Origin of the sequence: Pseudomonas sp. G5001 (assembly GCF_013385475.1) — a bacterium.
Lineage (GTDB): Bacteria > Pseudomonadota > Gammaproteobacteria > Pseudomonadales > Pseudomonadaceae > Aquipseudomonas.
Window position 1 is genome coordinate 186,030 of sequence record NZ_JACAPZ010000017.1, and the last position, 24,799, is coordinate 210,828.

Consider the following 24,799-nt stretch of genomic DNA (forward strand, 5'->3'; position numbering starts at 1 on the left):
AGGCCGAATTGAACACCAGGGTCCAGGCAGACAGCGAATGCGACTTCCTGGAGCTCAGCGTCGACGATCAGCGGGAGCTGCTCGGAGAGCTTGACGATCACACCGTCACTGGCTGGAACAAGCGCTGGGAGATAGTGAACAGTCACTTCACCAAAGACGCGGCCGAGGCATTCATCCGCCGCAAGCAGCACGACTACGGCGAGATGCGCGTCTACGTGGAATCCCAGTATTACGCCTGGGAGTTCGAAGCCATCAAGGATGGTGATCCTTAACAGCACGCTAACTTATATACCGAAAGTAATTAAGTAACTATCGAAAAAGAAAATCGGTGGATAATTAATGCTGCTCTAAATCATCCAGCTCAAAAATCCATTTCTGCAAAGAAATTATGTTTGCATCTAGCTGTTGGAGCATGCCAGACGTGAGAACCGAATGGGTGCTGTCCATTATTGCAGCTGAAAACTCTCCATAATTGGCAACTTCTCGCATCCCCACGACGAAATGAACCATTTCAACACTTAGCGCCACCACTGAAAGTTCTCTAAGCATTGCAGCAGCCTGCTTGGCATCGTGAGCAGAAGCCCTAGCGCCGTCGAGTGGGGCAAATGAGCCTCTACGAACTTGAAAATCCTTAAGTCCCTTACGCAATCGCTTCTGAACACCCAGCAAATGTTCCATGAGAGCCCTCGTCGCTTGCAACCCATCAGATCGGACCTTCAAATCTTTATCTTGAAGTTGTTTCTGCTGTTGGTAGCCTTGATAAGCAGGCACAGATATTGCCACGATCACCGCTAACAACCCACCGATTGCCTGGGCCCATCCCGCACTGTCTGGCGGCAACCACCCATTCTTAACCCAGTAGGCAACAGAGCCGACAAGAACCCAGCTGCTTGAGCTAAGAAATATAAGGGCCCAAATCAATGTCACCGCGTAACGGGCTACTGTTCCTGAAAAATGATTACTCAATCTACGACGTTCCAAACGACCAAAATTGTCCGGCAAGAATACCTCTGTAAATACGCAGGTAACTAGATTTTTTAGTTATCGGAAAAAACCTGTAACCCCTCCCCCTTCAAAGTCAGCCGCTATAGCGGCAAGGACGAAGTCATGCCTGAAATAAAGGAACGCCCCATCCTGTTCTCGGCGCCGATGGTGCGCGCCATCCTGGAAGGCCGGAAGACTGTCACCCGGCGGGCACTCAACGTGCAAGCGCTGAAAAACATCGGCTATGGCGTTCAGCTCGGCGAGTGCCACGAACTGCCTAGCGAAGGCCCGCTGCACCCGAACAGCATTGGGTACTACACGGACTTCTGCCCGTTCGGCCAACCCGGCGACCGGCTGTGGGTGCGTGAGACGTTCGGTCTGCAGGTCCGACAATACGGCGGCGGCGCCGGCGAACACATCGTTTATCGCGCCACCAACCCTGACGCCATTTACTGCAAGTCGGCAGAGGGCCAGGAGTACCCCGTCAAGTGGAAGCCAAGCATCCATATGCCACGGCACTCCAGCCGCATCCTGCTGGAGATCACCGACGTGCGCGTCGAGCGGTTGCAGGACATCAGCGAAGAGCAGGCCGTGGCCGAGGGGTTGATATGGCAGGGCCAGGAAAACGGCAAGACGTTTTACTCCCATGCTGAAAGGAAGTATCCGCCTGGCGCTCATCAGCAGTTCGGGATTTCTGGAGTTGATGCCGTATCCGCGTTCCGCAACCTCTGGAACTCCGTCGGCGGCGACTGGGACGCCAACCCGTGGGTCTGGGTGGTCGAGTTCAAGCGGGTGACGCCATGATCGCCACCCTCTGGTTCGCCGACGTCTTCATCTACAAGGGGCCTAGGCCATGAATACCTATCGACACACCTTCGCAGCCGTCTGCCCTTCCGACGGCGAAACGATCCTCTACAGACTGGAATTGCGCTCGAGCGCCATGATTCGCGTCGAGCACATCAAGGCGACGACAGCGCTGATCACCAAAGGCTGGCATGAACAGATTGCCGACAGCCTGGCCGAGTCCCTTGGCGGCGATCAAACCATCATCGCCACGCACCAGGGCGTTGAGATCGAAACAGTGAGGCTTAGCGGATGATCCATTACCACGGCTTGCCGATAACACCGGAGACGGCCGCGGCTGCGGCGATTGGTGGTGGTCACGCCTTCGTGAGCTTCAGCGATCCCCGGCAACTCGCACTGGCGGCGCAAGTTTGCCAGTCGTTTGCCGTCGACAACGGAGCGTTTTCCGCTTGGAAGCAGGGCAAGCCGGTTACCGATTGGCAGCCGTTCTATCGCTGGGCGGCCGACGCGAAGCTGATACCTGCGTGCGACTTCGCCGTAATACCCGACGTGATCGATGGGGACGAAGCCGCAAACGACGCGCTTGTCGAGGAATGGCCGCTGCCACGGTGGTTCGGTGCGCCGGTCTGGCACATGCACGAAAGCCTTGAGCGACTGGAGCGCCTGGCGAGCAGCTGGCCAAGGGTGTGTATCGGCAGTTCGGGCGATTATTCGCAGCCGGGCAGCGCTGCGTGGTGGACGCAGATGGCAAAGGCAATGCGGGTTGTTTGCGACGATGATGGCAGGCCGATGTGCAAGCTTCACGGCTTGCGCATGCTTGACCCGGCAATCTTCGGCCACCTGCCTCTTTCCAGCGCTGACAGCACGAACATCGGCCGTAACATCGGAATCGACCAAGCCTGGCGCGGCACGTACTCCCCGCCAACTAAGGAGGCCCGCGCATCTGTAATGCGCAGCCGCATCGAGTCGCACAATTCGCCGCCCCGCTGGACCTACCAAACCCCAGACCCGGCGCCGAAACAAGGCGCACTGCTCTAACCACCTTCCCACTTAATGCCTGCCGGTTACCGGCGGGCGGGATCACGGAAGCTGACTATCAACCCAGCGCTCTGCAGCTGACATTGCTTCGTCCAATGCGGCTGGGTAATCGGCCCACGGCCCTGAAAGCTCAGCAGCGACTTCACCCATTCCGTGTATGTCCACGGGTTCGATGATTGTCGCTGATGCAGGCACCGGGTCGTTCGGCCTTTCCCAGACGAACTTCAGGAATACCGTGTGACCTCGGTACTCATGAGCGATCGGCACATCCAGATTATGTGACACGCGTCCTCCCACAGGCGCAACGAATCGAACACCTGTTGTACACCCATCCAAAGGGTTGAGAAACCCGAGCAAAACGCCATTACTCCATTCCCCTATGGCCATCGCAGAGCGGTGCGCCGACTTCTGCCGCCCAGCGCGGCAAGGACACCACATGTTCGCAATCAAACTCACCCTGATCCTGCTGGGCGCTTTGCTGTACCTGGTCGGCAGCGGCTGCTGGTTCTTTTGGCTCGCCCCACGCCTTCTGGCGGACGGCGAAACAGCAGACATCCTCTACGCCTTCGCCGGCACCTGCGGCTGGATGCTGATCACCTTCAGCCTGGTCATTCACATCATCAAGACAGCGCGGCCCACGGCGGCCGGCGGGAGGTAGTTATGGACGGAATTCACTTCCTGTCGCATGAAGAGGTTTGCACGCTCACCGGCGCGAAAACGAAAGCTGGCCAAGTGCAAGTTCTCAAAAGAAACGGCATTCGCCACACCATCAAACGCAGCGGGTGGCCTTGCGTCATCGCATCGGCACTCACTGGTGAAGCTACCGGTGTAATAGAAAAGCCGAAATGGCAACCGCGGCTGGTGGGGTAAATGGGACGCAAACCAACCCGGCCGGGGAGTATTCCCCGGCTACGCGAAAGGAAGCGCGGCGACACGACGTATTACCTTTACGACACAGGCGGGACGCCACGCAAAGAAATACCATTGGGCAAGGACTATGGGCTGGCAATTTTGGAGTATGCAAAGCTTGAAAAGAGCCGCGTATCCCAGGCCATGGCGCAGGACGTACTGACTTTCGCCTATGTCGCTGAAAAATACATGCTGGAAGTTGTTCCAACAAAAGCGCCGGCGACGCAGAAAGACAACGCCAGGGAGCTGAAGCAGTTACTTGCCTTTTTCAATGACCCACCTGCCCCGCTGGAAGCTATTGAGCCCCAGCACGTTGCCCAGTACTTGAGACATCGAGGAAAGACCGCACCTGTTCGTGCAAATCGCGAGAAAGCGTTGCTCAGCTCGATCTGGAACTTCGCCAGGACCAGCGGCTACACGTCCTTGGCCAATCCCTGCGCCGGTGTTAAAGGCAATAAGGAAAGCGGACGTGACATCTACGTCGAAGATGAAATGCTCGCGATGGTGTATTTGCACGCAGACCAGCCGCTAAAAGACGCGCTCGATCTGTTCTACCTGACAGGTCAGCGTATCGCTGACACCCTCAAAATGGATGAGCGCGATATCAGGGAAGATCGCCTGGCTGTGCAGCAAGGAAAAACCAAAGCCAAGCGACGAATTGAGATCGTTGGGGAGTTGAAGGTTGTGATCGACCGAATACTGGCCAGGAAAGACAGTCATAAAATCCGGTCCAGCAAACTCATCGTAATGGACAACGGGCAGCCCATGACCAGCAGTATGTTACGGGGGAGATTTGATGCTGCGAGAGAAGCTGCCGGCGTAAAAAAGGCAGACTTTCAAATGAGGGACCTGCGCGCAAAAGCTGGTACCGATAAAGCGGAATCAAGCGGAGATATTCTGCAAGCCAGAGATCAGCTTGGGCACACAACCGTGGTGATGACAGAGAACTACATCCGCAAACGCATCGGCAAAAAAGTTACGCCGACGAAGTGAATTGCGGAAAGGAGAAGAATATTGCGGAAAAAAACTAAGAGCCAGCCAAGCCCTAAAACCCAGCAAACCCTTGAATATGATGGTGCCCGAAGCCGGAATCGAACCGGCACGCCCTTACGAGCGGGGGATTTTAAGTCCCATGCGTCTACCAGTTTCGCCATTCGGGCGGTAGCGCTATGCAGCAGGCCAAGCAGCGTTAAAAGCCCTTGAGCGTTGCAGCAGGCTAGGGAATATATAGATCCAGCCCCCTCGATGCAAGGTCGGGTGCGGGCTTTTTCAAACAATCAAGCGGCGCCCTGGCAAACAAAAAAGCTCGCCAGATCAGTCATCTACAGATTTTGCAGGCGGGAGTGGGCAATGGCGATACCGACCGCTTCACCAGGTGCCGCACCCGTGCCCCACGTGCATCAGGAAAAATAAGTCATTACCGCAATAACCACTGAAACCCAAACCAGGGTCATCAAAAACGACAGCGCAGCCAATGTCTTGCCCATTTGCCTACTCGCCCCGATGAAATCACTTCAAGGAACCCTCCCAGCGCCGCTTGAGAATAGCCACGCACGACGCAGTTCGCCTTCAACCTCCCACGAAAATCGTGGATACGATACTCCCCGCAAAAGGTTAGTTCCTTCAGCAGTCCCGCCCACAAGTTACTGAGCCGCGGTTTATTCCCTGATACCCCAAAATGATCATCCCCGGCTTTCCTGCTCCTGCGGCGCCCCGGCCCATCTGATACGCTTTTTTCTTCTGCATCTGCCCCTGTATCGAAAACCGCCCTGCCCTGACAATACACCCACTCCCGACACGCCCGTGGAGCCCGGCAGGAACCGTCCTGCCGGCCCGTTCATTTCGGAGGCCTTATGGCTAAGATGGCATTTTTCCTGTTCGGTTTTCTTGCGCTGACCATCGCAATTGGTCTGCTGGCCACCATCTCACCGGTCTAGGATCCATGGCCTGCTGACGCAACCCGCTGGAGGTCAGAGGGCGTGTCAGCCGGCAAAAAACATCGGATACAACGACAGCACTAACAGCGCCGCCATCGACCAGTTGAACACCCGCAACCAGCGTGGCTCGCGCAGTACATTGCGCAAGCCGCTGCCGCAGCCGGCCCATACGCAAACGCTGGGCAGGTTTACCAAGGCAAACACCGCAGCAATCAACAGCACGTTGGTGACATAACCCTCGGCAGGCGTGTAGGTGGTGATCGCGCCCAGCGCCATGACCCAGGCCTTGGGGTTGACCCACTGGAAGGCCGCCGCGCCGAGAAACGTCATGGGTTTGCGCTTGTTATCGGTGTCATCGGACATCGCGCTGGACGTTGCGATTTTCCAGGCGAGGTACAGCAAATACGCCGCCCCCACATAACGCAATACGGTGTAGGCCCACGGCAACGCCTTGAACACTTCGCCCAGGCCCAGGCCCACGGCGATCACCAACAACATGAAGCCAATGCTGATCCCCAGTGCATGGGGGATCGAGCGAATAAAACCGAAGTTCACCCCGGACGCCAGCAACATGGTGTTATTGGGGCCGGGCGTAATCGAGGAGACAAAGGCGAACAGCGCAAAGGCTGACAACAGGCTTGAAGACATGAACATGGGCAACATCCGAACGAAGTACTGTGGCCAAGACAGTAGAACGTTGCGTCGGTATTCGCCCCGTACAGCTACCGGGAGATACGGGCATACACTTCATCAGGCCCGGGCATTCAACAAACAGTAATAGCGCACATGCACTGCCAGCTATACACCAAGCGGTTCCTTGCCCTGTGCCATTAATCAGCGGACAGCGACGAAGTGATTTGCGCAATCGCCTCCTGATCCAGGCAGTCCAGCGTGCGGTATTGGTTGATAATCGATGTCTCCTTTTCACTCAGGTCGTCCTGGTTGATCGCCGCCCTCTCCCCCGTCAGCACGTAAATCACGTCTACCCCCTTGCGCCGAAGGGCAATCAGGTAATCGGACTTGGGCAGCCGCACTCCACTTTCGTAATGCACCTGGGCATTGGCGGCGACACCGCCAATCGCACCAAACTCCTGCTGGGAAAGCCCAAGGACCTTGCGTTCTTCTTTCAGGCGGGCGCCGAGCTTGTCGTCCATGGTGGGTACCTCAAACCGTGTTTAACATCCACCATACGCTTATACGCAGGACCGGAGTCCATTCATATTGACACTAACGGCGAATGCACCTTGCATCACCTGGACTCATTGCTCAGGATAGCGCTCTTGAGCTGAACATCGGCAGGGAAGCAGCAGGTTACCGAGGCCGACAACACATGACGCTCCATGAAGATAGCCCGCTGCACATAGAGGTGTGCCAGCGCCAGAAACACCTCTGGTTCTGGCTCCCAATTGGTCTTTTGATGGTTTTCTTGACGGTTACCTCGACGATTTCCCTGGGTACAAATCCGCCGGAATGGATGTTTGTCGCACTCAACTTTGGCTGGGCAATCGTCGCGCTGACACTGCTGGTGAAGCTATCGGGTATTTGTTGCGCCAAGTGAAGCACCCAGGCGTTTCAGCTTGCATCGCGAATCACTCGGGCTCGTGCCCGCACCTTGATACGTCGTCAATGCCAGACAAACAACGTGAAACAACTCACATTTATGGAGTTTCACGGTTGAAGGTCAAAATTTGACCAAATATATTTCGCCCCACCCGAGCGCTCACCTCTATACGGATATTGTTCTGCGCCTGCTCGGGCCCCCGGAGATGCGCAGGCAATAAAACATTGAGGTTTGCCATGCGTCTTTCCAAACTCGCCCCAGCCGCCGCCCTGTTCAGCCTGTTCACTTTGACCGCCCACGCCGCCGACCTGTCTGCCCTCACCGGCGCCCTGTCATCTGCCTTGGGGGGTGCCGGCAACAGCAACAACACCGTCAACGCCAACAGTGCCTCCTGCCAGCAACAGATCCGCGACCTGCAGACCAATATCAATGCGGCCAATGCCAAGGGCGATACCTTGCGCGCGACCGCGTTCCAGGCAGCACTGACACAAACCAACAAGAGCTGCAGCAACAGCACCTACAACACCCAGGCACAAGTGGACACTAACCCTCAGCGCCAGCAAAACGTGAACAAGGCTGCGGATGCGATCAACGCAATTGGCGGCTTGTTCAAGTAAGTCGGGCTGCCCTGCGAGAAGGCCCGCGATTGCGGTTTTTTCGCCCATCGTACTTACCGGCAGACAATAAAAAACCCCGTAGACGTTAATCTACGGGGTTTTCTGGTGTGGAGGATTGTCGTCCCCCTTCACCTTAGCCAATGGCCGCCGACAGCTGCCATGTTCGCTTATTTCTTGGCCCAGTTGAGGATGTACTTACCGTAAGCACCTTCAAACCCATCGACGGCAATCGAATAGGTTTCACCCTTCTTGGCTGAAAAAGTCACAGCACTGGTTACATCATTTTCCGACTGGTTATTGTTCGTGCCGGCCACCGGCATCGAATTCAGGCTCGTGCTTTTATAAACGGCAAGCACGGTGTCGAATTTTGAGCCTGTGGTATCAAATGTGAAGCTTGCATCTTCTGGCGAAGTCCATTTGCACCAGACCGAATGGTAAGGCTTGGCAAAAGGAATATGTCCAGACTCACCAGCCTGGCTGGTGGCTAGTGTAGTGTCGCCGGCAACTGTACCTTTAACACCCTCGATAACCGTGGCTTGCGAGAAATCATCTGCGCAGCTCAGCGAGCTGCTTGTGCCGTTGAGGCCCTGATAGATCAGCGTGCCGGCTCCGAGCACGACAACAGCAATGGCTATTGGGAAAATAATGCGTGGTACGGCCATGACTCTTCCTTTTGAGGCGTATAGTTTCTGAACTGCTGCCATAGCAAGCGCAGCTTTAAATGGAAAAATGAATATCGGCTGATTAACGCCCATGAAATCATGCCATGGACGTTAAAAATGGCACATCAAGCTATAAATCTCAGGAAACAAGTGGATTTTCTCTCGACCAGCCTGCCCGCCAGAGGCCCCTCGGTCACGAGGGGTGGCGATATTAACATGATGCATGCACCTGATCATCCAACTCCTGTCATCCCGTAGATGGCTTTAGGGGTGTGAATGCGATACAGGTAGAGATCAATTTAAAAATCAATAAATCTATGCCGTCTCCCGCTCAAAAATGGAAGACGGAGTTCAAAATGGAACAGCAAATAAATTATTTCCCTTGGCATCCGAAGATTGCCGCAAGCGATATACCTCATATTCAAAACGTCAGCGTGACCGCAATCGTGTCGGTATAAGTGCCGGCCGGCAAACCCACCTTGCCTGGGGATTTACCGTAAATATTCACGGTTTGCGCAACCCCGGTGCTGGCCGTGAGATTGATAGTGCCGTTGTTGGCAAGAATTTGCGTGTGGGCGGCGTCGGTGTAGATGTCATAGGGCGCAAAGTGGCCGGCACCGTCTGCCAGGGCACGCGTTCCACCGGTGGATTTGCCATCATTGGCGCCGGACGTGATGGTCAATACCGGCGAAGTACCCGCCGAGCATTGAATAGACAAAGGCGCCCCGCCGCCGCCCAGCACTTGCCCATCAGCCTCGGTATACAGGGTGTTGGCGGTACCAAAGTTCAACGCACCGAAATTCAAGCCTGTGGTACCTCCCACGCCGTTGACCAGGCAACTGTTGATCAATATCAGCGACGCACTGATTTGACCGGTGACAGTGGTCGCGGCCTGGGAGCCGGACATCCAGGCCAGTGTCGTCAACGCCAGTAAGACTCTTGAGATAAGTCCATTCATGAAGCTCTCCTTATGACTTGCCAACCCAGCGCGCCGGTTCAGGTCCCTGAGGTAGACCCTTGACACTTGTACAAGGATGGCCGTTGCGTAGAAGGTTAGTCAGTCAGGAGGAAACTGCCAGCCCGAGGCCAAATCGCTTTCACTTGCAGGCGGTTGCCTGGAGAGCTTTTCGGCCTTGTACCCGCAGGAGTCACTGGCCAGTTTTCGCTCCGTCGCTGCACGTCAGCGAACGGGTATCGGAACCCGGAAATTACAGGTACCTCCCTATCGATGATAAGCCTTCCGGTAGGTTGTGGGGCTCACGCCCACGATCGAGAAAAAGTGCTGACGTAACGACAGGCTTGTACCAAACCCGCAAGCGTCAGCGATCGACTCGACGCTATGGTCGGTTGTTTCAAGTTGCAGTTGGACGGCCTTGATTCGCTCATTCGTGAGCCACTTGCCAAACGTCGAGCCGGTCAGTTGCTTGAAGTGCCGGGTGAAACTGCGTCGACTCATCGCCAGCCTCGTCGCCACCTGATCGATTGACAACGGTTGTTCCAGGTTTGCCCGAAGCCAGTCCAGCAACTGGCCGAGACGCTGGTCGCTTGCGCCTTGAGGAACAGGCTGGCTGATGAACTGGGCCTGGCCTCCGTCGCGATGGGGGGAAACCAGCAGTTGACGCGCCAACGCGTTGGCAACCCCCCGCCCGTAGATCCGCCTGACGATATGAATACAGCAATCGAGCCCTGCGGCCACGCCTGCAGAGGTCAGGATTTGCTGCGCCTCGACATAGAGCACTTTGGGGTCCACTTCAATGCGTGGGAAATCTCGCGCCAGATGCGCCGCCCACGCCCAGTGCGTGGTTGCCCGCTTGTCGCACAGCAGGCCCGCATGGGCAAGCACGAACGCCCCCAGGCACAGGCCGACCACCAGCGCGCCCCGTTCATGGGCTGCCTGAAGCGTTTCGAGGAGTGCGCTCGGCGGCCTTTCGGTGACGTCCCGCCAGCTGGGAATGATGACGATGTCAGCTCCTGCAACCTGGTCCAAACCATGGTCACAGTGGATCGCGAAACCGGCGTTGGTAACCAGCGCCCCCTCTTCGCCCGCGCAGACCACCAATTCAAACCAGGGCGAATCCCCCACTCGGCGATCTTTACCAAATACGAGGCACGGCACAGAAAGGTGAAAGGGGCTGATGCCGTTAAAAGCGATGACTGCAACTTTCACACTTTTTTTCATAGGGCGGGTCTGATCGAGATTGGCCCGATTCTAATGAAAAATGGTCATTGGGCCAATGGTGTGAGTTCCCGGATGCGTTCACTCTGATCGCAGCTGCATTTCACCGGGAAATGCGCAAATCAGAGCTCAGGGCCTCAATGAACATCGCCACCTTTTGCACGCTGGGAGCACTTATGACCACTCTTTCGATGACCGCACCGGCACACGCCAGCGAACCGGTGCCGTCCGTCCCCTATACCACCGAGTCCACTGGCTATCATTGGTCCAGTGTGGACGGCGTGAGGGTTTTCTATCGCGAGGCCGGCCCCAGGGACGCGCCGACCCTGGTGCTGCTCCATGGCTACCCTTCGTCCTCGCGCATGTGGGATTCGCTGATCCCGCTGCTTGCTGACCGGTATCACGTGATCGCACCCGACTACCCCGGGTTCGGCAGAAGCGACGCGCCCTCGCCCGCGACCTACACCTACACGTTTGACCATCTGGCCGACACCATGAGCAAGCTGCTCACGCAATTGCAGATCCATGAATACACCCTGTTTATGCAGGACTACGGCGGCCCGGTAGGCTTTCGGATGATCCTCAACGCGCCGCAAAAACTGCACGGCATCATCATCCAGAACGCCAATGCCTATGACGAAGGCCTGGGTGCCAAGTGGGCGAACATCGCCAAGTACTGGAAGGCTCCCGCCGAGCATCCCGAACAAGTCGATGGGTTCACGGGGTACGAAGGCACGAAGCAGCGCCACCTGGGCACCAGCCCTCATCCCGAGCGTTACAACCCTGATGCCTGGGAAGACGAGTTTGCCGCCTTATCCCGCCCGGGCCAGCGGGCGATACAGTCGGCGTTGTTGCTGGACTACCGAAACAACGTCGCCTCTTACCCTAAATGGCAGCAATGGTTGAAAGACAACCAACCGCCGATGTTGGTCATGTGGGGAAAATACGACCCGTCGTTCATTGTGCCGGGAGCCATGCGCTACAAGGATGATGTGCCGGGGGCCGAGGTTCATATTATGGACGCGGGGCATTTCGCACTGGATGAAAAGACCGAACAGATTGCCAGCCTGACGCGTCAGTTCATGGCGCGTATCACCGCCGGTAAATAGTAAAGAGTGGGAGGCCCGCGCCCGACTGATCGTCGGGTAACCCTGCAGTTCGTCGCCTCAAGCATTCCACTTCACCCAATCTCGAATACTGTATACACATACAGCACTCGAAATACCTCCTATGAATATCGACGAAGACACCTGCGGGTGGCTTGGTATCCCCACGCCTCTCGAAATGCACAAACAACATGCCCGGCTGCTCGAGAACGAGATCCAGGAACTGAACCTGCAACTGCGCAAGGCCCGGGCGGATATCTTCGGCCTGGTCGCGATGCTGACAGAAGCACAGGCAAAGAACGAAGAGTTTGCCGGATACCTGAGGCTGCGCGGTGCCGAAGCTGCAGCGATGAGGAAGCAGATCGCCAACCTCACCACTTCAGATCGACTCAGCACGCGCGAGGCCGAGAGGCTGCGCAGTGTGCTGAACGAACTGATGTCTCACCCGAAAACCATTGTCTAAGCTCAGGTTTCAGGTTGAGGGCTTGGCCATGTGCGGAAGACTTTCCCAGTACAGCGGCATTCACGACTTCGTCGCGGCGCTGAGCATGCCCAATGCCCTGGCGAACTCCGTGGGTGAGTTGCCGCTGGGAGAAAATCGACCTGCAACCGAGTGGAAGCTGACGCTGTTGATGACGGCGCGGAGGATCGCGCCAATCATCGTTTGGCTGAACGCAAACGCAGCCAAACCACCCCGACCAGCCCCAACGGCACCCCCAGGCTGAGCCATGAAAGCAGGTCATAGACGCCGTCACCGATCAGCGCCGAGAGCAATCCGAACAGGCTTAGAACAAAGAGCAACAGCGGCCAGCGAAAGATCATCCACAGTCCGCGCCTCATGATCGGCCCCCCATTTCCGGCCCGCTGGCATGCAATTCATCCAAGCGTTTTTGCAACGGTACCTTGCGACGGCTCAGCCACAGGTAGAGCCCACTGCCGAGGATGACGATGCTGATGAGATCGAGCAGCGTCCAGATGATCTTCAGCGGCACACCACCGTAATCACCAAAATGCAGCGGCTGCGAAACCAGCAAGGTTTTCACGTACAACGGCATCTCACGCATGTCGGTCAGCTCGCCGGTACTCGCATCCACCAGGGCCGGCTTGAGCAATCGCGCAGTGAGCGGCGTGGTGCCGCGCATGAACACTGCGTAATGGTGCTGGCTGCTGAACTGAGTACCGGGAAAGGCGATGAAGCTGGGCTCCATGCCTGGCGCCGCCTTACGCGCGGTATCCAGCGCTTTTTGCAACGACCCGAGGCGCTCCAGCGGCGGCGCATCCTTGTAGGGCGCGGTCATCTGCGCCAACTGGTCACTCTGCCAAAAGTCGAAAATGGGCAATGCCAGCGTATTGATCACGCCTGTCAGCCCCACCACCAACACCCAGGCGAGGGTGACGATGCCGAGCACGTTATGCAGGTCCAGCCACTTCAAGCGTGAACTGCGCCCGTTGCGCACGGTGGCGAAGTCCAGCTTGCGCATGAACGGTGTGTACACCACCACGCCGGACACCAGCGCCGCGACCAACAGCAGCCCCATGAAACCGAGGAACAGATAACCGGGCAACCCCATGAATAAATCGGTATGCAGGCGCAACATCAGGTTCATGAACCCTTCGTCTGGCGGCACCGCAGGAAATAACTCGCCAGTGCGTGTATCGAACGACTGCGAATGCCCCTCGATCGGTGGCGGCATAATGCTCGTTGCCGTGTACACCGTACCGAGCGGACTTTCCGGATCGAAACCGACAAAACGCACGACCTCCCCCGGCTGCGCCACCAATGCACTGGCAATGACGGTGTCGTAGTCGATTGGTGGTGTATCGGCGGTCAGCGGGCGCAGGGGCGGCGGCGGCTCGAAGTAGTGCTCAATCTCTTCATGAAAGATCAGTGGCAGCCCCGTCAGGCACAGCAACAACAGGAAAACGGTAGCGATCAGGCTGGTCCATTTGTGGACCAGAAACCAGATACGCAAGGTGCGTGCAGTCATGCTCGGTGTTTTTCCTTAAAGCGCCAGGCTCGCCGCGCGTCACGGGGCACAGCGAGCCCCCAGGCGGTATCAGTATTTCCAGGTAACGGAAGCTACCAGGTTACGCGGGGCGCCGTAGCTGGCGGTCGTGGCACTGTTGTACAGCGATAGCAGGTATTTGCGATCGGTGACGTTGTTCAGGTTCAGCGACGTGCTCCAGTTGCTGTCGATGTCATAGCTGGCCATGAAATCGAGCAACGCGTAGGCGTTCTGGTGGATGGCACTGTTCGTGTCGTTTTCCACTGCACTCTGCCAGCTTACCCGTGTACCGATCTTGGCTTGGGGCAAACTTGGCAAGCGATAGGTGAGCATGCCGCGCACGCTATGAGTTGGCACATACTTACGGGCCTTGTCGCCATCGTCGTTGTCGATGCGCACGTAGGTATACCCGGCGAGCACGTCCAGGCCGGGTAGCGCTTCGCCAGAGGCTTGCAGCTCTACTCCGTGACTCTTGTAATCCATGGGGTCGTAAACGGACCGGCCACCCACCAGGCCGACATACTCCGCGACATTCTGCTGTTCGGTCTTGAACGCCGCGGCGGTGACGTTGAGGCGGTCATCCAGCAAGCTGCCCTTCACACCGGCTTCCATGCTTTTGCCTTCAAGCGGAGCAAGCAGTTTGCCGTCCCTGCCCAGGTTGTACTGAGCGCTGTAGATTTTCGTCCAGCTGCCATACACGCTCCACTGCTTGTCCAGGTCGTAGACCAGGCCGGTGTAAGGCGTCACCTTGCCATGTGCGCGGGTGTAGTAGTCGGAACCATAGCTGTCGCCGGAAGCGTCCAGGCTGATCATCCGCGCGCCGGCGATCCAGTGAAGATCATCGGCCAGACTGAATCGGGCACCGGCGTACACGCTTTTCTGAGTGTCCGTGAAATTCTGCGTATTGGCGTCGCTGGTAAACAGGAACGACGGATGCGCCAGATTGCCCGCCAGCACATCCGAGAATGAAACGTCGTAGTAGCCATCTGCAGCCGCATCGTATTCCCGGGCCTTCTGATGGGTGCGGCCATAGGCGGCACCGAGGGTCAACTCATGCTCTCGGCCAAACAGGCTGAACGGGCCGGAGACCTTGGCCTCGCCCAGCAACTGATGAGCCTCGCTGGTGGTATTGGCGGCAAACACTGAGGCGTCATCACCGCTGACCCCGGCGACATACATCATGTTGGTGTCTTGCTTTTCGGTGATGCCCGTAGCGGTGACCGTAGCGTTCCAGCCGTTGCCAAAATCATGCTTGAGCTCAGCGAATGTGCGCTGGGTACGCAGGTTCCAATAGGTCCACGGCTGGCCGATGCTGGAGCTGCGGCTGCCATAGTGAATGGCGTTGCCATCGTTATCCACCAACGGCAAGTTACCCCAGGTGCTGCCGTTTGAATTGCTGTCGTGCTGGGAGAAACCCACGGTTACGGTGTCGGCATCGGACACATCGAACGCCAACAACCCGGCAGCGACGTTGCGCTCATGGCTGTATCGATCCATCCACGAGTTGCCCTTGTCGTGGGAGTAAATGAAGCGGCCGCGTACGTTGCCGGTATCCGTCAACGGCCCGGAAACGTCCACGTCCACACGACGGCCATCCCATGAGCTGACGCTGGTATCGATTTGCGCCTGGAAGGTCTCGGTCGGACGTTTGCGTACGAAATTGACCGTGGCCGACGGGTTGCCAGCCCCGCTCATCAAACCATTGGCGCCATGCAGGATGTCGATCTGCTCGAACTCGGCCAAGTCCTGATCACCGACCAATACGGTTCCCACGAAGGGCATGCCCACGCCATCGTATTCAAAGTTGTTGATATCGAAGCCGCGCGAGGTGAATTCCGTACGATCGGTTTCGGTTTGCTCCACGGTCACCGAGGGCGCAGCACGCAGCGCATCCTTGATGCCCGTAATCTTGAAGTCATCCAGGGCTTGCCGAGTGATGGTGGTCACGGCCTGCGGGGTTTCCTTGTCCGTCAAGCCCAGACGGGTAGTGCTGGACGACGGGTTGCTTTTGTAGCCCACGGTTGGACCGTCAATAGGTTCACTACTCGCTTCGATCTGGGTAGTCGGCAACGTCAAGTCTTCGGTGGCGTGAACGAGGGACGCAGCGCTGCAAGCGCCAGCAAGCAACAGACTGGCAGAAAAGTGATGTTTCAAAACGAGGATTCCTACGACGAGTGGGTCGAGCGCGTTAACATTTCGAGAATGCTAATAGGAATCTAACTCAATTACCAAGTTATGTCGGACATTTTTTTCACATTTCGAAACATTTACCGTCGGGTACATTTGGCTACATTTTGGCGTTTCAAAATGAGGAGGTGCGGAACACTGAAGATTCGCCCTTGAGGAGGTTTCGGCCGCGGCTCAGGCCGCGAGATTGAATGAGGGCGACTGATTCTGCACCGAGTGGCTCCGACTCCACATCGAGCCATGTACTACCCAGTAGATTCGTCGGGAGCTGAAGCTGATGAAGCGCGAAGGCCTGTCAGCAACCTCACTCCAGTAAGAACCCATCCGCACACTCCTTTTTATGGGCACAAGGGTATTCACATGCCTCAGAAAGAAGGTTCAGGAACAGCGTCTGACTGAGATTGGCTGGGGAGCCAGGGCGCTAGTACCGTAGTCGTGGAAGGAATCGCCGGGGTCAATTCATGAACTCCGGCCGAAGACCGCAAAGAAGATTGATGCCTGCGTTGGAGCTATCGCTAAACGACAAAATGGAAAAGATCCGGGTGGCGGTTCTTTTTTTCGAGCTCAATAAAAAACCCCGTAGACGTTAATCTACGGGGTTTTTAAGAGTGGAGGCCGAGGTCGGAATCGAACCGGCGTAGGCGGATTTGCAATCCGCTGCATAACCATTTTGCTACTCGGCCTCAAACGATCAATGCCTTACAACCGACATTCACCGCATACAAACTTGAGTGGGCTATGTGAAGCTTGCCTCTACTCTATCTCATTGAAAACATTGAAGTTTTTAATGCTTCAGTGCGTTCGATGGGCGCAATTATGTACTCATTTGCCAGGGCTTGCAACCCCTTGATTTCAAAAAATATTCTCTCAAGGGGCAGGCATTCCTGGTGGGCTACCCTACCGCCCGGCTTCTTCCTTGTCACGGATAACCTGCAATTGATACTGCGGGTCCGCCTTGATCTGCTGCTCGGTAAACGGCAGCGGGCTGAGTTTTTTCTCGGAAAACGCCTGGGTCTGGTCCTTGAAGTATTTCGACGCGGGGTCGCTGGACAAGGAGAATGCCAGCACACCTTCGGCATTGGGCCCCTTCTCGTCGAACGTCACGATCTGCAAGTAGCTGCTGCCGCTGACTACCTCTCGCTTGCCATCGGCCCGAGGCACGCTTTGCATGGCGTTATAAACGCCTAGCTCTTGCGGGCCGCCGTGGATCGGTGTCTGGCCCGAGACCTGAATATCACCCCAGCGGCTGTCGGCCGTCAGCCCGCGCTTGGCCACGTCGGCGGCTGACGCGAGCATCGCTTCATGCAGTGCCTTGGCCACGTTTGCCCGATCGACCGCCAGCCCACGTGGTGTGGTCAGGGGTTGTGCCGGATCGAAACCCACCTTCCACGCGTCCGGCGCTTGCGCCAGTTGCTCCGCCAGGTTGATGAAGTGCACCAGGCCCAGGCCGCTGTCGAGGTTGGCGCGCTGGTCCCAGTTTTTCAGGCTGTCGCACACCGATTTCACGCTGGCGTCGGCACCCGCGCAGAACTTCAGCAAGTCCGGCATCACCTGGCTGGCAAGATACACCTGGTTGTCCATGACCATATTCTGCAGGTCGGCGACCTTGATCGGTTGCTTGTCGAGCTCCTGCAAGCGTTGCAAGGCAAAGCGCGCACGCGGGCCCAAGCCGATCTTGTCCTGGCTGATAACGGGCGAGAACCCGGTCAAGGGTGCCTTGGGGTTGACCAGCCAGGCCGAGTCATTGGAGTGCTGCACGTAGTCGGTGCGCTCCAGTTGCGGCAGTTGCTCGGCGGGGAAGATCCCGGCCTGGGCGGCACGCGGGTCCACGTCCCAGGCGCAGGCGCTGCGAGAGCCGTCGAGCATGATGAATTGCAGCCCGACCCGTGGGTCACTGCACTGTGCGAGCTTTTTCGCGCTGACGTTCGGCACCACCGACAGGTTCATGTACAGGCTTTGACCCTGGTCATCCGCTGCCACCGTGTTGACCCACGGGATACCTTGCAGGGTGTGTACCGAGGTTTGCAGTTCCTTGAGGTTCGCTGCGCGGTTCATCGCGTACCACTGTTGCAGCACACGGTCGTTGCCCAGGTTGGCATCCCGCAGGCTGAAGGCATATTTGGCGTCCCAGTCGAGTTTGCCCGGCCATTGCACGATGGGGCCGAACTGCGAGCTGTAGACCGTGCGGGACTGTTCCCGGGTACCGCCGTCGGCAGTTTTTACCGCTACCTTGATCGTGGTTTTATCCATGGGCACGGACTTGCCGTCCAGCAAATAGCGAGTCGAGTCCTTGGGGTCCAGAGTCAGGCGATACAGGGTGAAGTGCTTGGACGTATCAACGGTGTGCGTCCACGCAACGTGCTGGTTGAAGCCGATATTGATCACCGGCAGGCCCGGCAACGCAGCGCCCATCACATCCAGCTGGCCGGGGATGGTCAGGTGCATCTCGTAGAAACGCATGCCGCCCACCCACGGAAAATGCGGGTTGGCCAGCAGCATGCCGCGGCCGTTGAACGAACGGTCACGCCCCACCGCCACCGCGTTGCTACCACGGTCCAGGGCGAAACGTTGCTGGTTGGCCGCCGCGACATCAAACGCCTTGCTGTCCACCTGGGCGACGGTGTTGGGCGGCGTGGCCCCCACCAGGGCCTCGGCAAATTGCCCGACGCCACCTTCCACCAGCAGCCGGCGGGTCAGCTTGACCAGGTCTTCGGCCGTGATCGGCCGTACCCAGGCCGCCTGGCACTGCGCCGGCAAACCCTGGGCAGTGCGCTCCTTGAGGTAGTGGTTGTAACCGGCAACATACCCTTCAATGCGCTGCTGCATCGCCGGGGGCTGGGCCTTCCAGAATGCCGCAACGGCCTGGGGAGTGTTCAGCCAGGTGAAGAACACGTCGTTGGCAAGGTTGTTACGCCCTTCCAGGGTCGCCTGCTCGGGACCAAAGTACCTGGCACGCTCGCCATTGACCGTTACCACCTCATTGGCCAGCAGGCACAGGTTGTCCTGGGCATAGGCATAACCGATGCCGAACCCCAGCCCACGCTCATCGTTGGCCCGGATATGCGGGACACCAAAGCTGGTGCGACGGATCTCGGCGGTGGCCTGTTGCTCCTGCACCCGCGCCGTGGCCGAAAGACTCAGCCCCAGCAACGCCCCTGCCACACACACCCTGAACAACCCGTTGGAAATAATCACGCAGACTCCACAGCCAAATTAAACACCGCGACGAGGGACAGCTTCGCCAACACCTCAGTTAAGACGTAAATACCGGGAATAATTTTAGCAGCCGCAGGCGTTTATTCGGACAGGTCGGTATGTCTCCAGGATGTTACCGACAAAATTTCTACATCCCCCGCTTCATGATTTGTGCAGCTCGTACGTCTTATTAACTAAGAGCGCCATCATTTTCCTGATCAGGCTCTGATAAGGAGTTTCTGCATGTACAACTCGCAACTGCCCACGGAAGGACACTCACCCATGCATGACGGAGGTTTTGCCACCGGCAACCAGGCGTTCGGCAAGGCGCCGGAACATGGCAACCAGCGTATTCGTCATTTGCTCAAATGCTTTGGCCTGCGCACCAGCCTGATCCGGCTGAAGGTCATCGACGCCCTGCTGACCGCCGCCGACAACCAGCGCACACTCGGCGTGCGCGGCGTGCACAGCCATTTGCTGGAGCTGGGCATCCCGTTGTCGTTTCTCAGCGTGCGCGAGGTGCTCAAGCGCCTGTGCACCGAAGGCGTGATCACCCTGAACGCCGACAAGAGCTACAGCCTGCACGAGCAGGCTGCCAAAGTCCTGGAAGGCCGGGCCTGACTCAAAGGTTAGGCTTGACCTTGCGACGCATCACACCGTTGATCACCACCACGGTTACCGCTACCGCAATCGCGATGTACTGGAACGTCTTTTCGCTGATGACCCCGTTGTTCTGCAAGTAGGACAGGCCAAACATCGTCCCCAGCACCAGCAGGGAGATCAGAATCGAGTATTTCAAACGTTGCTTTTGGGTCATGACGGGTTCCTGAAGCTGAAAAATTGTGTCCACTTTGTATCGACTACCACACCAAGCACATACCTGTTAGCGGGGATGGATTGGGGTCGGCGGGGTCTCATGTTACAGGCGATGAAAAACTTTGGCTTGCCCAACGCCTGATTGAACCTGAGAGCACCCTAGAGGATTTTGAAATGCTTCGTCGAATCACACTGCTGATTCCCTTGCTGATCATGTTGAGCATGAGCGGCTGCATTATTTTCCCCCACGGCGGCGGCGGTTGGCATGACCATCGCTACAGCGAAGGCGGACCGGGGTATTACCATCGCTGATCGGTCATCCGTACATTTTCTGACATCTTGAACACTTTACAGGCGGAGCCATTGCCCCTGCTTCCGACACTCAGCAAGAGCGTCCAGGAAGCAGGGAGGTTTTCCTGAAAGGCGCATTCCTGAATGAGCGTGCCTAAAGGTGTTCACGATGATAGTCAGCAACTCGGTTCCTTCCTCCACTGCATACCCACCACCGCCCCCTCCTCCGATACCACTCCCCGATATACCGTCATACCCCGATGAAATATTGCAAAGCGCAACGGACATTCCGGACCCCGCGGCTGACACACCGCCCCCCAATGGCCCGAAAGCCTTGGAGACCGCGCTGGCTGACCGAAAAAACTGGCAGGCACTGGCGCAGCAGCTCACTCATGTCGCCACGTTGGCAGGACCGAACGCGCCGTTTCTGGTGGTGCGATCTGCGCTGGGAAGCACGCTGATGGACCTCGCGCCCAACTCTTCTTACCCCCCAAATAGTGCTAACGCCGTGAGTCTTGCAAACTTTCTCAAGGCTATGGGCCTGCCCGAGCCAACCACCCATGATGAGCTGATGACCCTGGCGCGCACATCGCTGACACGTTCCCACCCCCATCCATGGGGAAATCTGGGCGGCGCCTTGTCCTGGCCCCTGCCCTTGAGCACACCTCAGCAGAACGAACTGCTCACCGCCGCCAGAGAACATGCCGCTGGCCCTCCGGATGTTCAGCAAGCAAGCCAGCAGCGGGGGCTCCTGGAGTTTCTGAACGGTAACCTGCCGCTCTCCAGCGACGCCTCGAGCGATCCGGCCAAAACGCTGGAAGCCCTCATCCGTTCCCCCCGAGGCCAGGCGCTGGGAGAGGCCTTGCAGACCAAACTGGAGAGCATTCCGACTGATAGCAGCGTGAATGATCACGTACTGGCGGCCATCAACCTCGATCTGGATCAGGAATCCATCACCCAACCGCATCGCAACAAAGTGGCCGGATTCGACCTGTCACATAAACAATATTGGGGCAAACCCACCTCGGCGATCGTCGCCGGCCTGCGCGAGCACTTGAGTGATACCGGCAAAACCTCACCTGCCAACGCCTCGCTGGGTACGCATCTGCTGTTGATGCGGGCGGCACCGCAGTTGCTGATCAAGGATATTCCCGACAGCGTGGTCTACGGCAGCCTGGCCTGGGCCAACCTATGCATCGCGGCGGCCGCCATCGAAGCCAGGTCCCCTGGCAGCGTAGCGAACATGAGTTTTGCCGAAGTGATGATCGCCGCCGACTCAAGTGGGCCCGCGCCCGAAGCTGCCCAAACTGCGGCATTGTTGGACTGGGCCGTGGTCAATGGGGTGCTTGAGGCGAAAGACGACACGCTTTACGAAAAACCAGACATTGATACCGCCATGGACGCGTTCAACTATCAATTGGGCAAGCTGAAACACGCCTCCGGCTTGCTTGACACCCCGATGCCCAGCCGCAAGCAGATGGCGCTGGACCTGCTCAAGGAAAAATTTGGCGAAGGCGTCCCCTTTGAAGAGAAGGTGTTGCTCAAGCCCAACAAAACCGCCAACAAGACGATCCCCACTCGCGGCCCTTATTCCATGATGGACCTGACCATGCAAGGCGAGAAAATAACGGCATCAGACTGGGAGCTCAAACCTGGAACGCATGGCGTCGACCTTGATGCCTTCGCCGCCTTTACCCATGGCCCCGGCTTTAAAGTCCCCGACACCTTTGACAAAGCCATTAGCCAGACCATAAGCGACTATAAAACCGTCAAGAAATATTCCATCTTGAATGCCCTCGCCAACCTTCCACCGGAGGACAAAGAAAACTTGCGGTTAGGAAAGCTGAACTTTTACAAAGAAAAATCCTACAGAGTCAGCTGGACACCATTCGCGGGAGAAACCCTCTTCCATACAAGCAAAAAAATACTGGTCACCACAAAACACCAGAACAAGCCGTCCACCTATGAGTTCGATACCGAAAAAGGCAGCATCAGGAAAGTCAGCAACGCAATTATCACTCGCCAGGACCAGAAGATCGCCAACGAAGTAACCCGAATAGAAGAGTTCTCCACCTTCGATGCCAAGCGCGACTATATAAAGCAAGAGAACCCGCTCGAGGGATCCAATCCCAACCTGTTCAGGAATTTCCGGGCGGAGTACCTTGCGGATTCAATCGTCGAGGGGCTCGATCTGGAAACCGTCAGGCAACAAGCGGCCGGAAGTACGCCGGATGAGCATAGAAGGACGGTCGCCAGCACCATCGGCAACTTTTTTCTCGACCTTGTTCCGCTCAGGTCGGCCATCGTCAACTTCAGTAATGGCAACTATAAAGATGGGTTCTCCGACCTGGCATTTGATGCGTTCGGCTTTCTCACGGCAGGTGCAGGCGTCGCCGCGAAGGTCGGAAAAACCCTGAGCACTGCCAGCAGCGCGGCCAGCAAAGCCCTCAAGCTGAGCAAGATTTTCGGGGTTACCGCACTCTCGGAACTCAATCCGCTGAGCGGACTTGGCGACCTGGTAGTCGGCGCGGGAAAACTCGCCATCGACGGCGCAAACGCAGCCACCCAGGGCTTGAAAACGCTCAAGGGTACAGCGAGCAACAGCGAGCTTGCCGCCGCCGGCACTCGATATGACGCAGCCGCTACCGGCTCATTCCAGATGGGCGAGCAGACGGTCGAGGGCAGCGCGGTGCAGATCAAGGGCAAGTGGTACGCTTTCGACGCACAAACGCACCAGCCGTACGGCAGCCCCCTGCAAGCGTTCAGTAGCGCTGATACGCTGGAGCCCTCCCCCAACGCCTATGCCGCTTCGAGCAAGAGCACTCACCGGTTTAACCCGACAAACACCGTCAACCGCCCACCTCGAATCAGGAAGCCGTTACCCGAGGGCCAATACGTGGAAAGTTTGAAAGGAAGGCTCGAAGTCGACCATTTCAAGCTCGACACCCGCCAGGCAACGCTGGATAAGTTTCGGGTGGAAATGGAGGACTATTATGAGGCGATCAAGGATGGAGGCCTTCCGCCGCGCCCTACAATCCCCGATATCCCCGTACCGATCCCCGCAGCCGATCTGATCACGGAGGCATTGAAAGCATCAAACGGCGTGGTGTTTGGAGAGTCTCACTCGCAGATGGCCAGCTTTAAAATGCTGTTCGACAACGTCGATACGCTAAAAAGCCAGGGTGTCAAAAAAGTCTATTTCGAAGGGTATATCGACTACATCGGTGGCCCCGTTGATGATGGAATCGGAATGCTCGGAAACAGCAACACTCGCCGCACGAATCCAACACTGGAGCAACTCAAGAAAAAATTTGAAGACAATGGAATAGAGCTTTTACCCCTTGATCACTATTATCTGACGCGACATAGACACGACAAATCCCGTGATCGCACCCGCACTGGCGTCAACTCTGAAAAGCGGCTCAAGGAGTTCAACTACTACGCTGCGGAAACCATCCAGGCAAACTCCGGCACCGAAAAGTGGGTCGCGTTAGTGGGGAGCGCGCACATGAACACCTCCGAAGGTGTTCCGGGCCTGGCGGAACTGACGGAAAGCATCGGCATCGGGGTTTTTGACAACAGGAACATGACCCACAGCAGCATCGGGCTTAAAGCAAAAAACCCTGCGCCAGACCCGAACCGGCCATTACAGCCCAACGATATTCCAGGCGACCTGCGCATCTACGTGAAACCCTGAGCACATCGCAAAGGCCCGGAAAGCCTCCGAGCCTTTGCATGAGGTGTTCACCCTCCATGCACCCAGCGCTGATGCAACCAGCGCGCAAACGCATCCAGGGCAAACCCCAACAAGCCGATCAGCAGCACCATCGCCATCAGCTCCGAGTAGGCCAGCCGGTCGCGAGTGTCGAGGATGTAATAACCCAGCCCGGCACTGACCCCGAGCATCTCGCACGGCACCAGCACGATCCACAGGATCCCGATGGCCAGGCGCACGCCGGTCAGCACGTGCCCCATCACCCCGGGAATAATCACCCGGCGCAAGGTTTCCCAGCGCGTGGCGCTCAGGCTCTTGCTCAGTTGCAACCAGCGCGGATCGAGCTGACGCACACCCGCCGCCGTATTCAGCAGAATCGGCCACACCGCTGCGAACGCCAGCAGGAAGTAGATCGGCTGGTCGCCCACGCCCATCAACATCACCACGATGGGCATCCACGACAGCGGCGAGATCATCCGCAGAAACTGGAACGCCGGCGTGGTCGCCGCCTCCAGCTTGCGCGAACTGCCCACCAGCAAGCCCAGCGGTACACCAATCAGCAATGCCAGGAACAGCCCGACGAAGATCCGCTTGAGGCTCACGGCTATGTTCAGGTACAGCTCGCTGCGGCCCAGCAACTCCCACAGGCTGGCGAGGGTCGCCGACAGCGAAAACCGCGCAGACAAACCGTCCGCGCTGCCAAAGACCTTCACCCCCAGCCACCAGAGCAACAACAACCCCGCCAACCCGCTCAAGCCAAGCAACCAGCCCGGCAACCCCAAGGTTTTGCCGTTG

Annotated in this window: 26 protein-coding genes, 2 tRNA genes and 1 pseudogene; 15 read left to right on the plus strand and 14 right to left on the minus strand. The window is 57.4% G+C overall.

What is annotated here, in order from left to right; genetic code table 11:
- Positions 1–8: 8 nt before the first annotated feature.
- A complete protein-coding gene (locus tag HX805_RS32385) occupies positions 9–272 on the plus strand; it encodes a hypothetical protein (protein ID WP_256345529.1) in 264 nt (87 codons plus the stop codon).
- Positions 273–336: 64 nt separating this feature from the next.
- Here the strand turns inward: HX805_RS32385 and HX805_RS15940 are convergent, their stop codons facing one another.
- The gene (locus HX805_RS15940; RefSeq protein WP_177117071.1) at positions 337–1,002 is read right to left on the minus strand and encodes a hypothetical protein; all 666 of its coding nucleotides are present in this window, start codon (positions 1,000–1,002) and stop codon (positions 337–339) included.
- 105 nt (positions 1,003–1,107) lie between these two features.
- Here HX805_RS15940 and HX805_RS15945 point away from each other — a divergent pair, with 105 nt between their 5' ends.
- The 6 genes from HX805_RS15945 to xerC all read left to right on the plus strand — a co-directional run bounded on the left by HX805_RS15945 (position 1,108) and on the right by xerC (position 4,728).
- Complete coding sequence (locus HX805_RS15945) at positions 1,108–1,788, plus strand: hypothetical protein (protein ID WP_177117072.1); 681 nt, start codon at positions 1,108–1,110, stop codon at positions 1,786–1,788.
- A gap of 49 nt (positions 1,789–1,837) precedes the next feature.
- Positions 1,838–2,083, plus strand: coding sequence for a hypothetical protein (locus HX805_RS15950; protein ID WP_169918285.1), 246 nt, complete (start codon positions 1,838–1,840; stop codon positions 2,081–2,083).
- Positions 2,080–2,826, plus strand: coding sequence for a hypothetical protein (locus tag HX805_RS15955; RefSeq protein WP_177117073.1), 747 nt, complete (start codon positions 2,080–2,082; stop codon positions 2,824–2,826). Before HX805_RS15950 ends, HX805_RS15955 begins: the two co-directional genes overlap by 4 nt.
- 436 nt (positions 2,827–3,262) lie before the next feature.
- On the plus strand, positions 3,263–3,484 hold the full coding sequence (locus HX805_RS15960) for a hypothetical protein (RefSeq protein WP_177117074.1): 222 nt from the start codon (positions 3,263–3,265) through the stop codon (positions 3,482–3,484).
- Positions 3,485–3,486: 2 nt separating this feature from the next.
- Positions 3,487–3,696, plus strand: a complete 210-nt coding sequence (locus tag HX805_RS15965; RefSeq protein WP_177117075.1) for a DUF4224 domain-containing protein — start codon at positions 3,487–3,489, stop codon at positions 3,694–3,696.
- Entirely contained in the window at positions 3,697–4,728 is a 1,032-nt protein-coding gene (gene xerC / locus HX805_RS15970) for a tyrosine recombinase XerC (RefSeq protein ID WP_102368912.1), read from the plus strand.
- Between the two features lie 80 nt (positions 4,729–4,808).
- Here xerC and HX805_RS15975 read toward each other — a convergent pair.
- The 3 genes from HX805_RS15975 to HX805_RS15985 all read right to left on the minus strand — a co-directional run bounded on the left by HX805_RS15975 (position 4,809) and on the right by HX805_RS15985 (position 6,826).
- Positions 4,809–4,895 (minus strand) — tRNA-Leu (locus HX805_RS15975).
- Positions 4,896–5,717: 822 nt separating this feature from the next.
- The gene (locus tag HX805_RS15980) at positions 5,718–6,326 is read right to left on the minus strand and encodes a LysE family translocator (protein WP_177028202.1); all 609 of its coding nucleotides are present in this window, start codon (positions 6,324–6,326) and stop codon (positions 5,718–5,720) included.
- Between the two features lie 176 nt (positions 6,327–6,502).
- Positions 6,503–6,826, minus strand: coding sequence for a helix-turn-helix domain-containing protein (locus HX805_RS15985; RefSeq protein WP_177028201.1), 324 nt, complete (start codon positions 6,824–6,826; stop codon positions 6,503–6,505).
- 176 nt (positions 6,827–7,002) lie between these two features.
- Between HX805_RS15985 and HX805_RS15990 the strand changes: the two genes are divergently transcribed.
- On the plus strand, positions 7,003–7,230 hold the full coding sequence (locus tag HX805_RS15990) for a hypothetical protein (protein ID WP_256348171.1): 228 nt from the start codon (positions 7,003–7,005) through the stop codon (positions 7,228–7,230).
- Positions 7,231–7,469: 239 nt separating this feature from the next.
- Positions 7,470–7,850 carry a DUF1090 family protein gene (locus HX805_RS15995; RefSeq protein WP_177021944.1) on the plus strand — a complete coding sequence of 127 codons (381 nt, stop codon included), beginning with the start codon at positions 7,470–7,472 and terminating at the stop codon, positions 7,848–7,850.
- Between the two features lie 167 nt (positions 7,851–8,017).
- Here HX805_RS15995 and HX805_RS16000 read toward each other — a convergent pair whose 3' ends face one another.
- The 3 genes from HX805_RS16000 to HX805_RS16010 all read right to left on the minus strand — a co-directional run bounded on the left by HX805_RS16000 (position 8,018) and on the right by HX805_RS16010 (position 10,691).
- Complete coding sequence (locus HX805_RS16000; protein ID WP_177020016.1) at positions 8,018–8,605, minus strand: hypothetical protein; 588 nt, start codon at positions 8,603–8,605, stop codon at positions 8,018–8,020.
- Between the two features lie 328 nt (positions 8,606–8,933).
- The gene (locus HX805_RS16005; RefSeq protein WP_177020015.1) at positions 8,934–9,470 is read right to left on the minus strand and encodes a spore coat protein U domain-containing protein; all 537 of its coding nucleotides are present in this window, start codon (positions 9,468–9,470) and stop codon (positions 8,934–8,936) included.
- A 264-nt stretch (positions 9,471–9,734) separates the two neighbouring features.
- Positions 9,735–10,691, minus strand: coding sequence for a GlxA family transcriptional regulator (locus HX805_RS16010; RefSeq protein WP_177021945.1), 957 nt, complete (start codon positions 10,689–10,691; stop codon positions 9,735–9,737).
- A gap of 173 nt (positions 10,692–10,864) precedes the next feature.
- On the opposite strand from HX805_RS16010, the gene HX805_RS16015 reads away from it, so the two are divergent.
- From HX805_RS16015 to HX805_RS32390, 3 genes and pseudogenes are all read left to right on the plus strand, one after another.
- Positions 10,865–11,797: an alpha/beta fold hydrolase gene (locus tag HX805_RS16015; protein WP_256347597.1), complete on the plus strand. Its 933-nt coding sequence runs from the start codon at positions 10,865–10,867 to the stop codon at positions 11,795–11,797.
- A 121-nt stretch (positions 11,798–11,918) separates the two neighbouring features.
- On the plus strand, positions 11,919–12,257 hold the full coding sequence (locus tag HX805_RS16020) for a hypothetical protein (protein WP_008435088.1): 339 nt from the start codon (positions 11,919–11,921) through the stop codon (positions 12,255–12,257).
- Between the two features lie 28 nt (positions 12,258–12,285).
- Positions 12,286–12,426, plus strand: a pseudogene (locus tag HX805_RS32390) (DUF159 family protein); the annotation flags it as partial.
- Between the two features lie 25 nt (positions 12,427–12,451).
- Here the strand turns inward: HX805_RS32390 and HX805_RS16025 are convergent.
- The 5 genes from HX805_RS16025 to HX805_RS16045 form a co-directional block, all read right to left on the minus strand.
- The gene (locus HX805_RS16025) at positions 12,452–12,634 is read right to left on the minus strand and encodes a hypothetical protein (protein WP_023658797.1); all 183 of its coding nucleotides are present in this window, start codon (positions 12,632–12,634) and stop codon (positions 12,452–12,454) included.
- Positions 12,631–13,782, minus strand: a complete 1,152-nt coding sequence (locus tag HX805_RS16030; protein ID WP_003207680.1) for a PepSY domain-containing protein — start codon at positions 13,780–13,782, stop codon at positions 12,631–12,633. The genes HX805_RS16025 and HX805_RS16030 overlap by 4 nt, the downstream gene beginning before the upstream one ends.
- Positions 13,783–13,851: 69 nt before the next feature.
- Positions 13,852–15,954, minus strand: a complete 2,103-nt coding sequence (locus HX805_RS16035) for a TonB-dependent siderophore receptor (protein WP_003207678.1) — start codon at positions 15,952–15,954, stop codon at positions 13,852–13,854.
- 642 nt (positions 15,955–16,596) lie between these two features.
- Positions 16,597–16,670 (minus strand) — tRNA-Cys (locus tag HX805_RS16040).
- Positions 16,671–16,884: 214 nt separating this feature from the next.
- Positions 16,885–19,182, minus strand: a complete 2,298-nt coding sequence (locus tag HX805_RS16045; RefSeq protein ID WP_177081494.1) for an acylase — start codon at positions 19,180–19,182, stop codon at positions 16,885–16,887.
- Between the two features lie 243 nt (positions 19,183–19,425).
- Between HX805_RS16045 and HX805_RS16050 the strand changes: the two genes are divergently transcribed.
- Entirely contained in the window at positions 19,426–19,803 is a 378-nt protein-coding gene (locus tag HX805_RS16050; protein ID WP_032899365.1) for a hypothetical protein, read from the plus strand.
- 1 nt (position 19,804) lies between these two features.
- On the opposite strand, the gene HX805_RS16055 is transcribed toward HX805_RS16050, so the two are convergent.
- Positions 19,805–19,999, minus strand: coding sequence for a hypothetical protein (locus HX805_RS16055; protein ID WP_003207574.1), 195 nt, complete (start codon positions 19,997–19,999; stop codon positions 19,805–19,807).
- Positions 20,000–20,172: 173 nt separating this feature from the next.
- Here HX805_RS16055 and HX805_RS16060 point away from each other — a divergent pair, with 173 nt between their 5' ends.
- Positions 20,173–20,310 carry a hypothetical protein gene (locus HX805_RS16060; protein ID WP_003207572.1) on the plus strand — a complete coding sequence of 46 codons (138 nt, stop codon included), beginning with the start codon at positions 20,173–20,175 and terminating at the stop codon, positions 20,308–20,310.
- 313 nt (positions 20,311–20,623) lie between these two features.
- Positions 20,624–23,986 carry a membrane-targeted effector domain-containing toxin gene (locus HX805_RS16065; protein ID WP_256348173.1) on the plus strand — a complete coding sequence of 1,121 codons (3,363 nt, stop codon included), beginning with the start codon at positions 20,624–20,626 and terminating at the stop codon, positions 23,984–23,986.
- Positions 23,987–24,033: 47 nt separating this feature from the next.
- Here HX805_RS16065 and HX805_RS16070 read toward each other — a convergent pair whose 3' ends face one another.
- Complete coding sequence (locus HX805_RS16070) at positions 24,034–24,786, minus strand: ABC transporter permease (protein WP_172834573.1); 753 nt, start codon at positions 24,784–24,786, stop codon at positions 24,034–24,036.
- Positions 24,787–24,799: the final 13 nt, after the last annotated feature.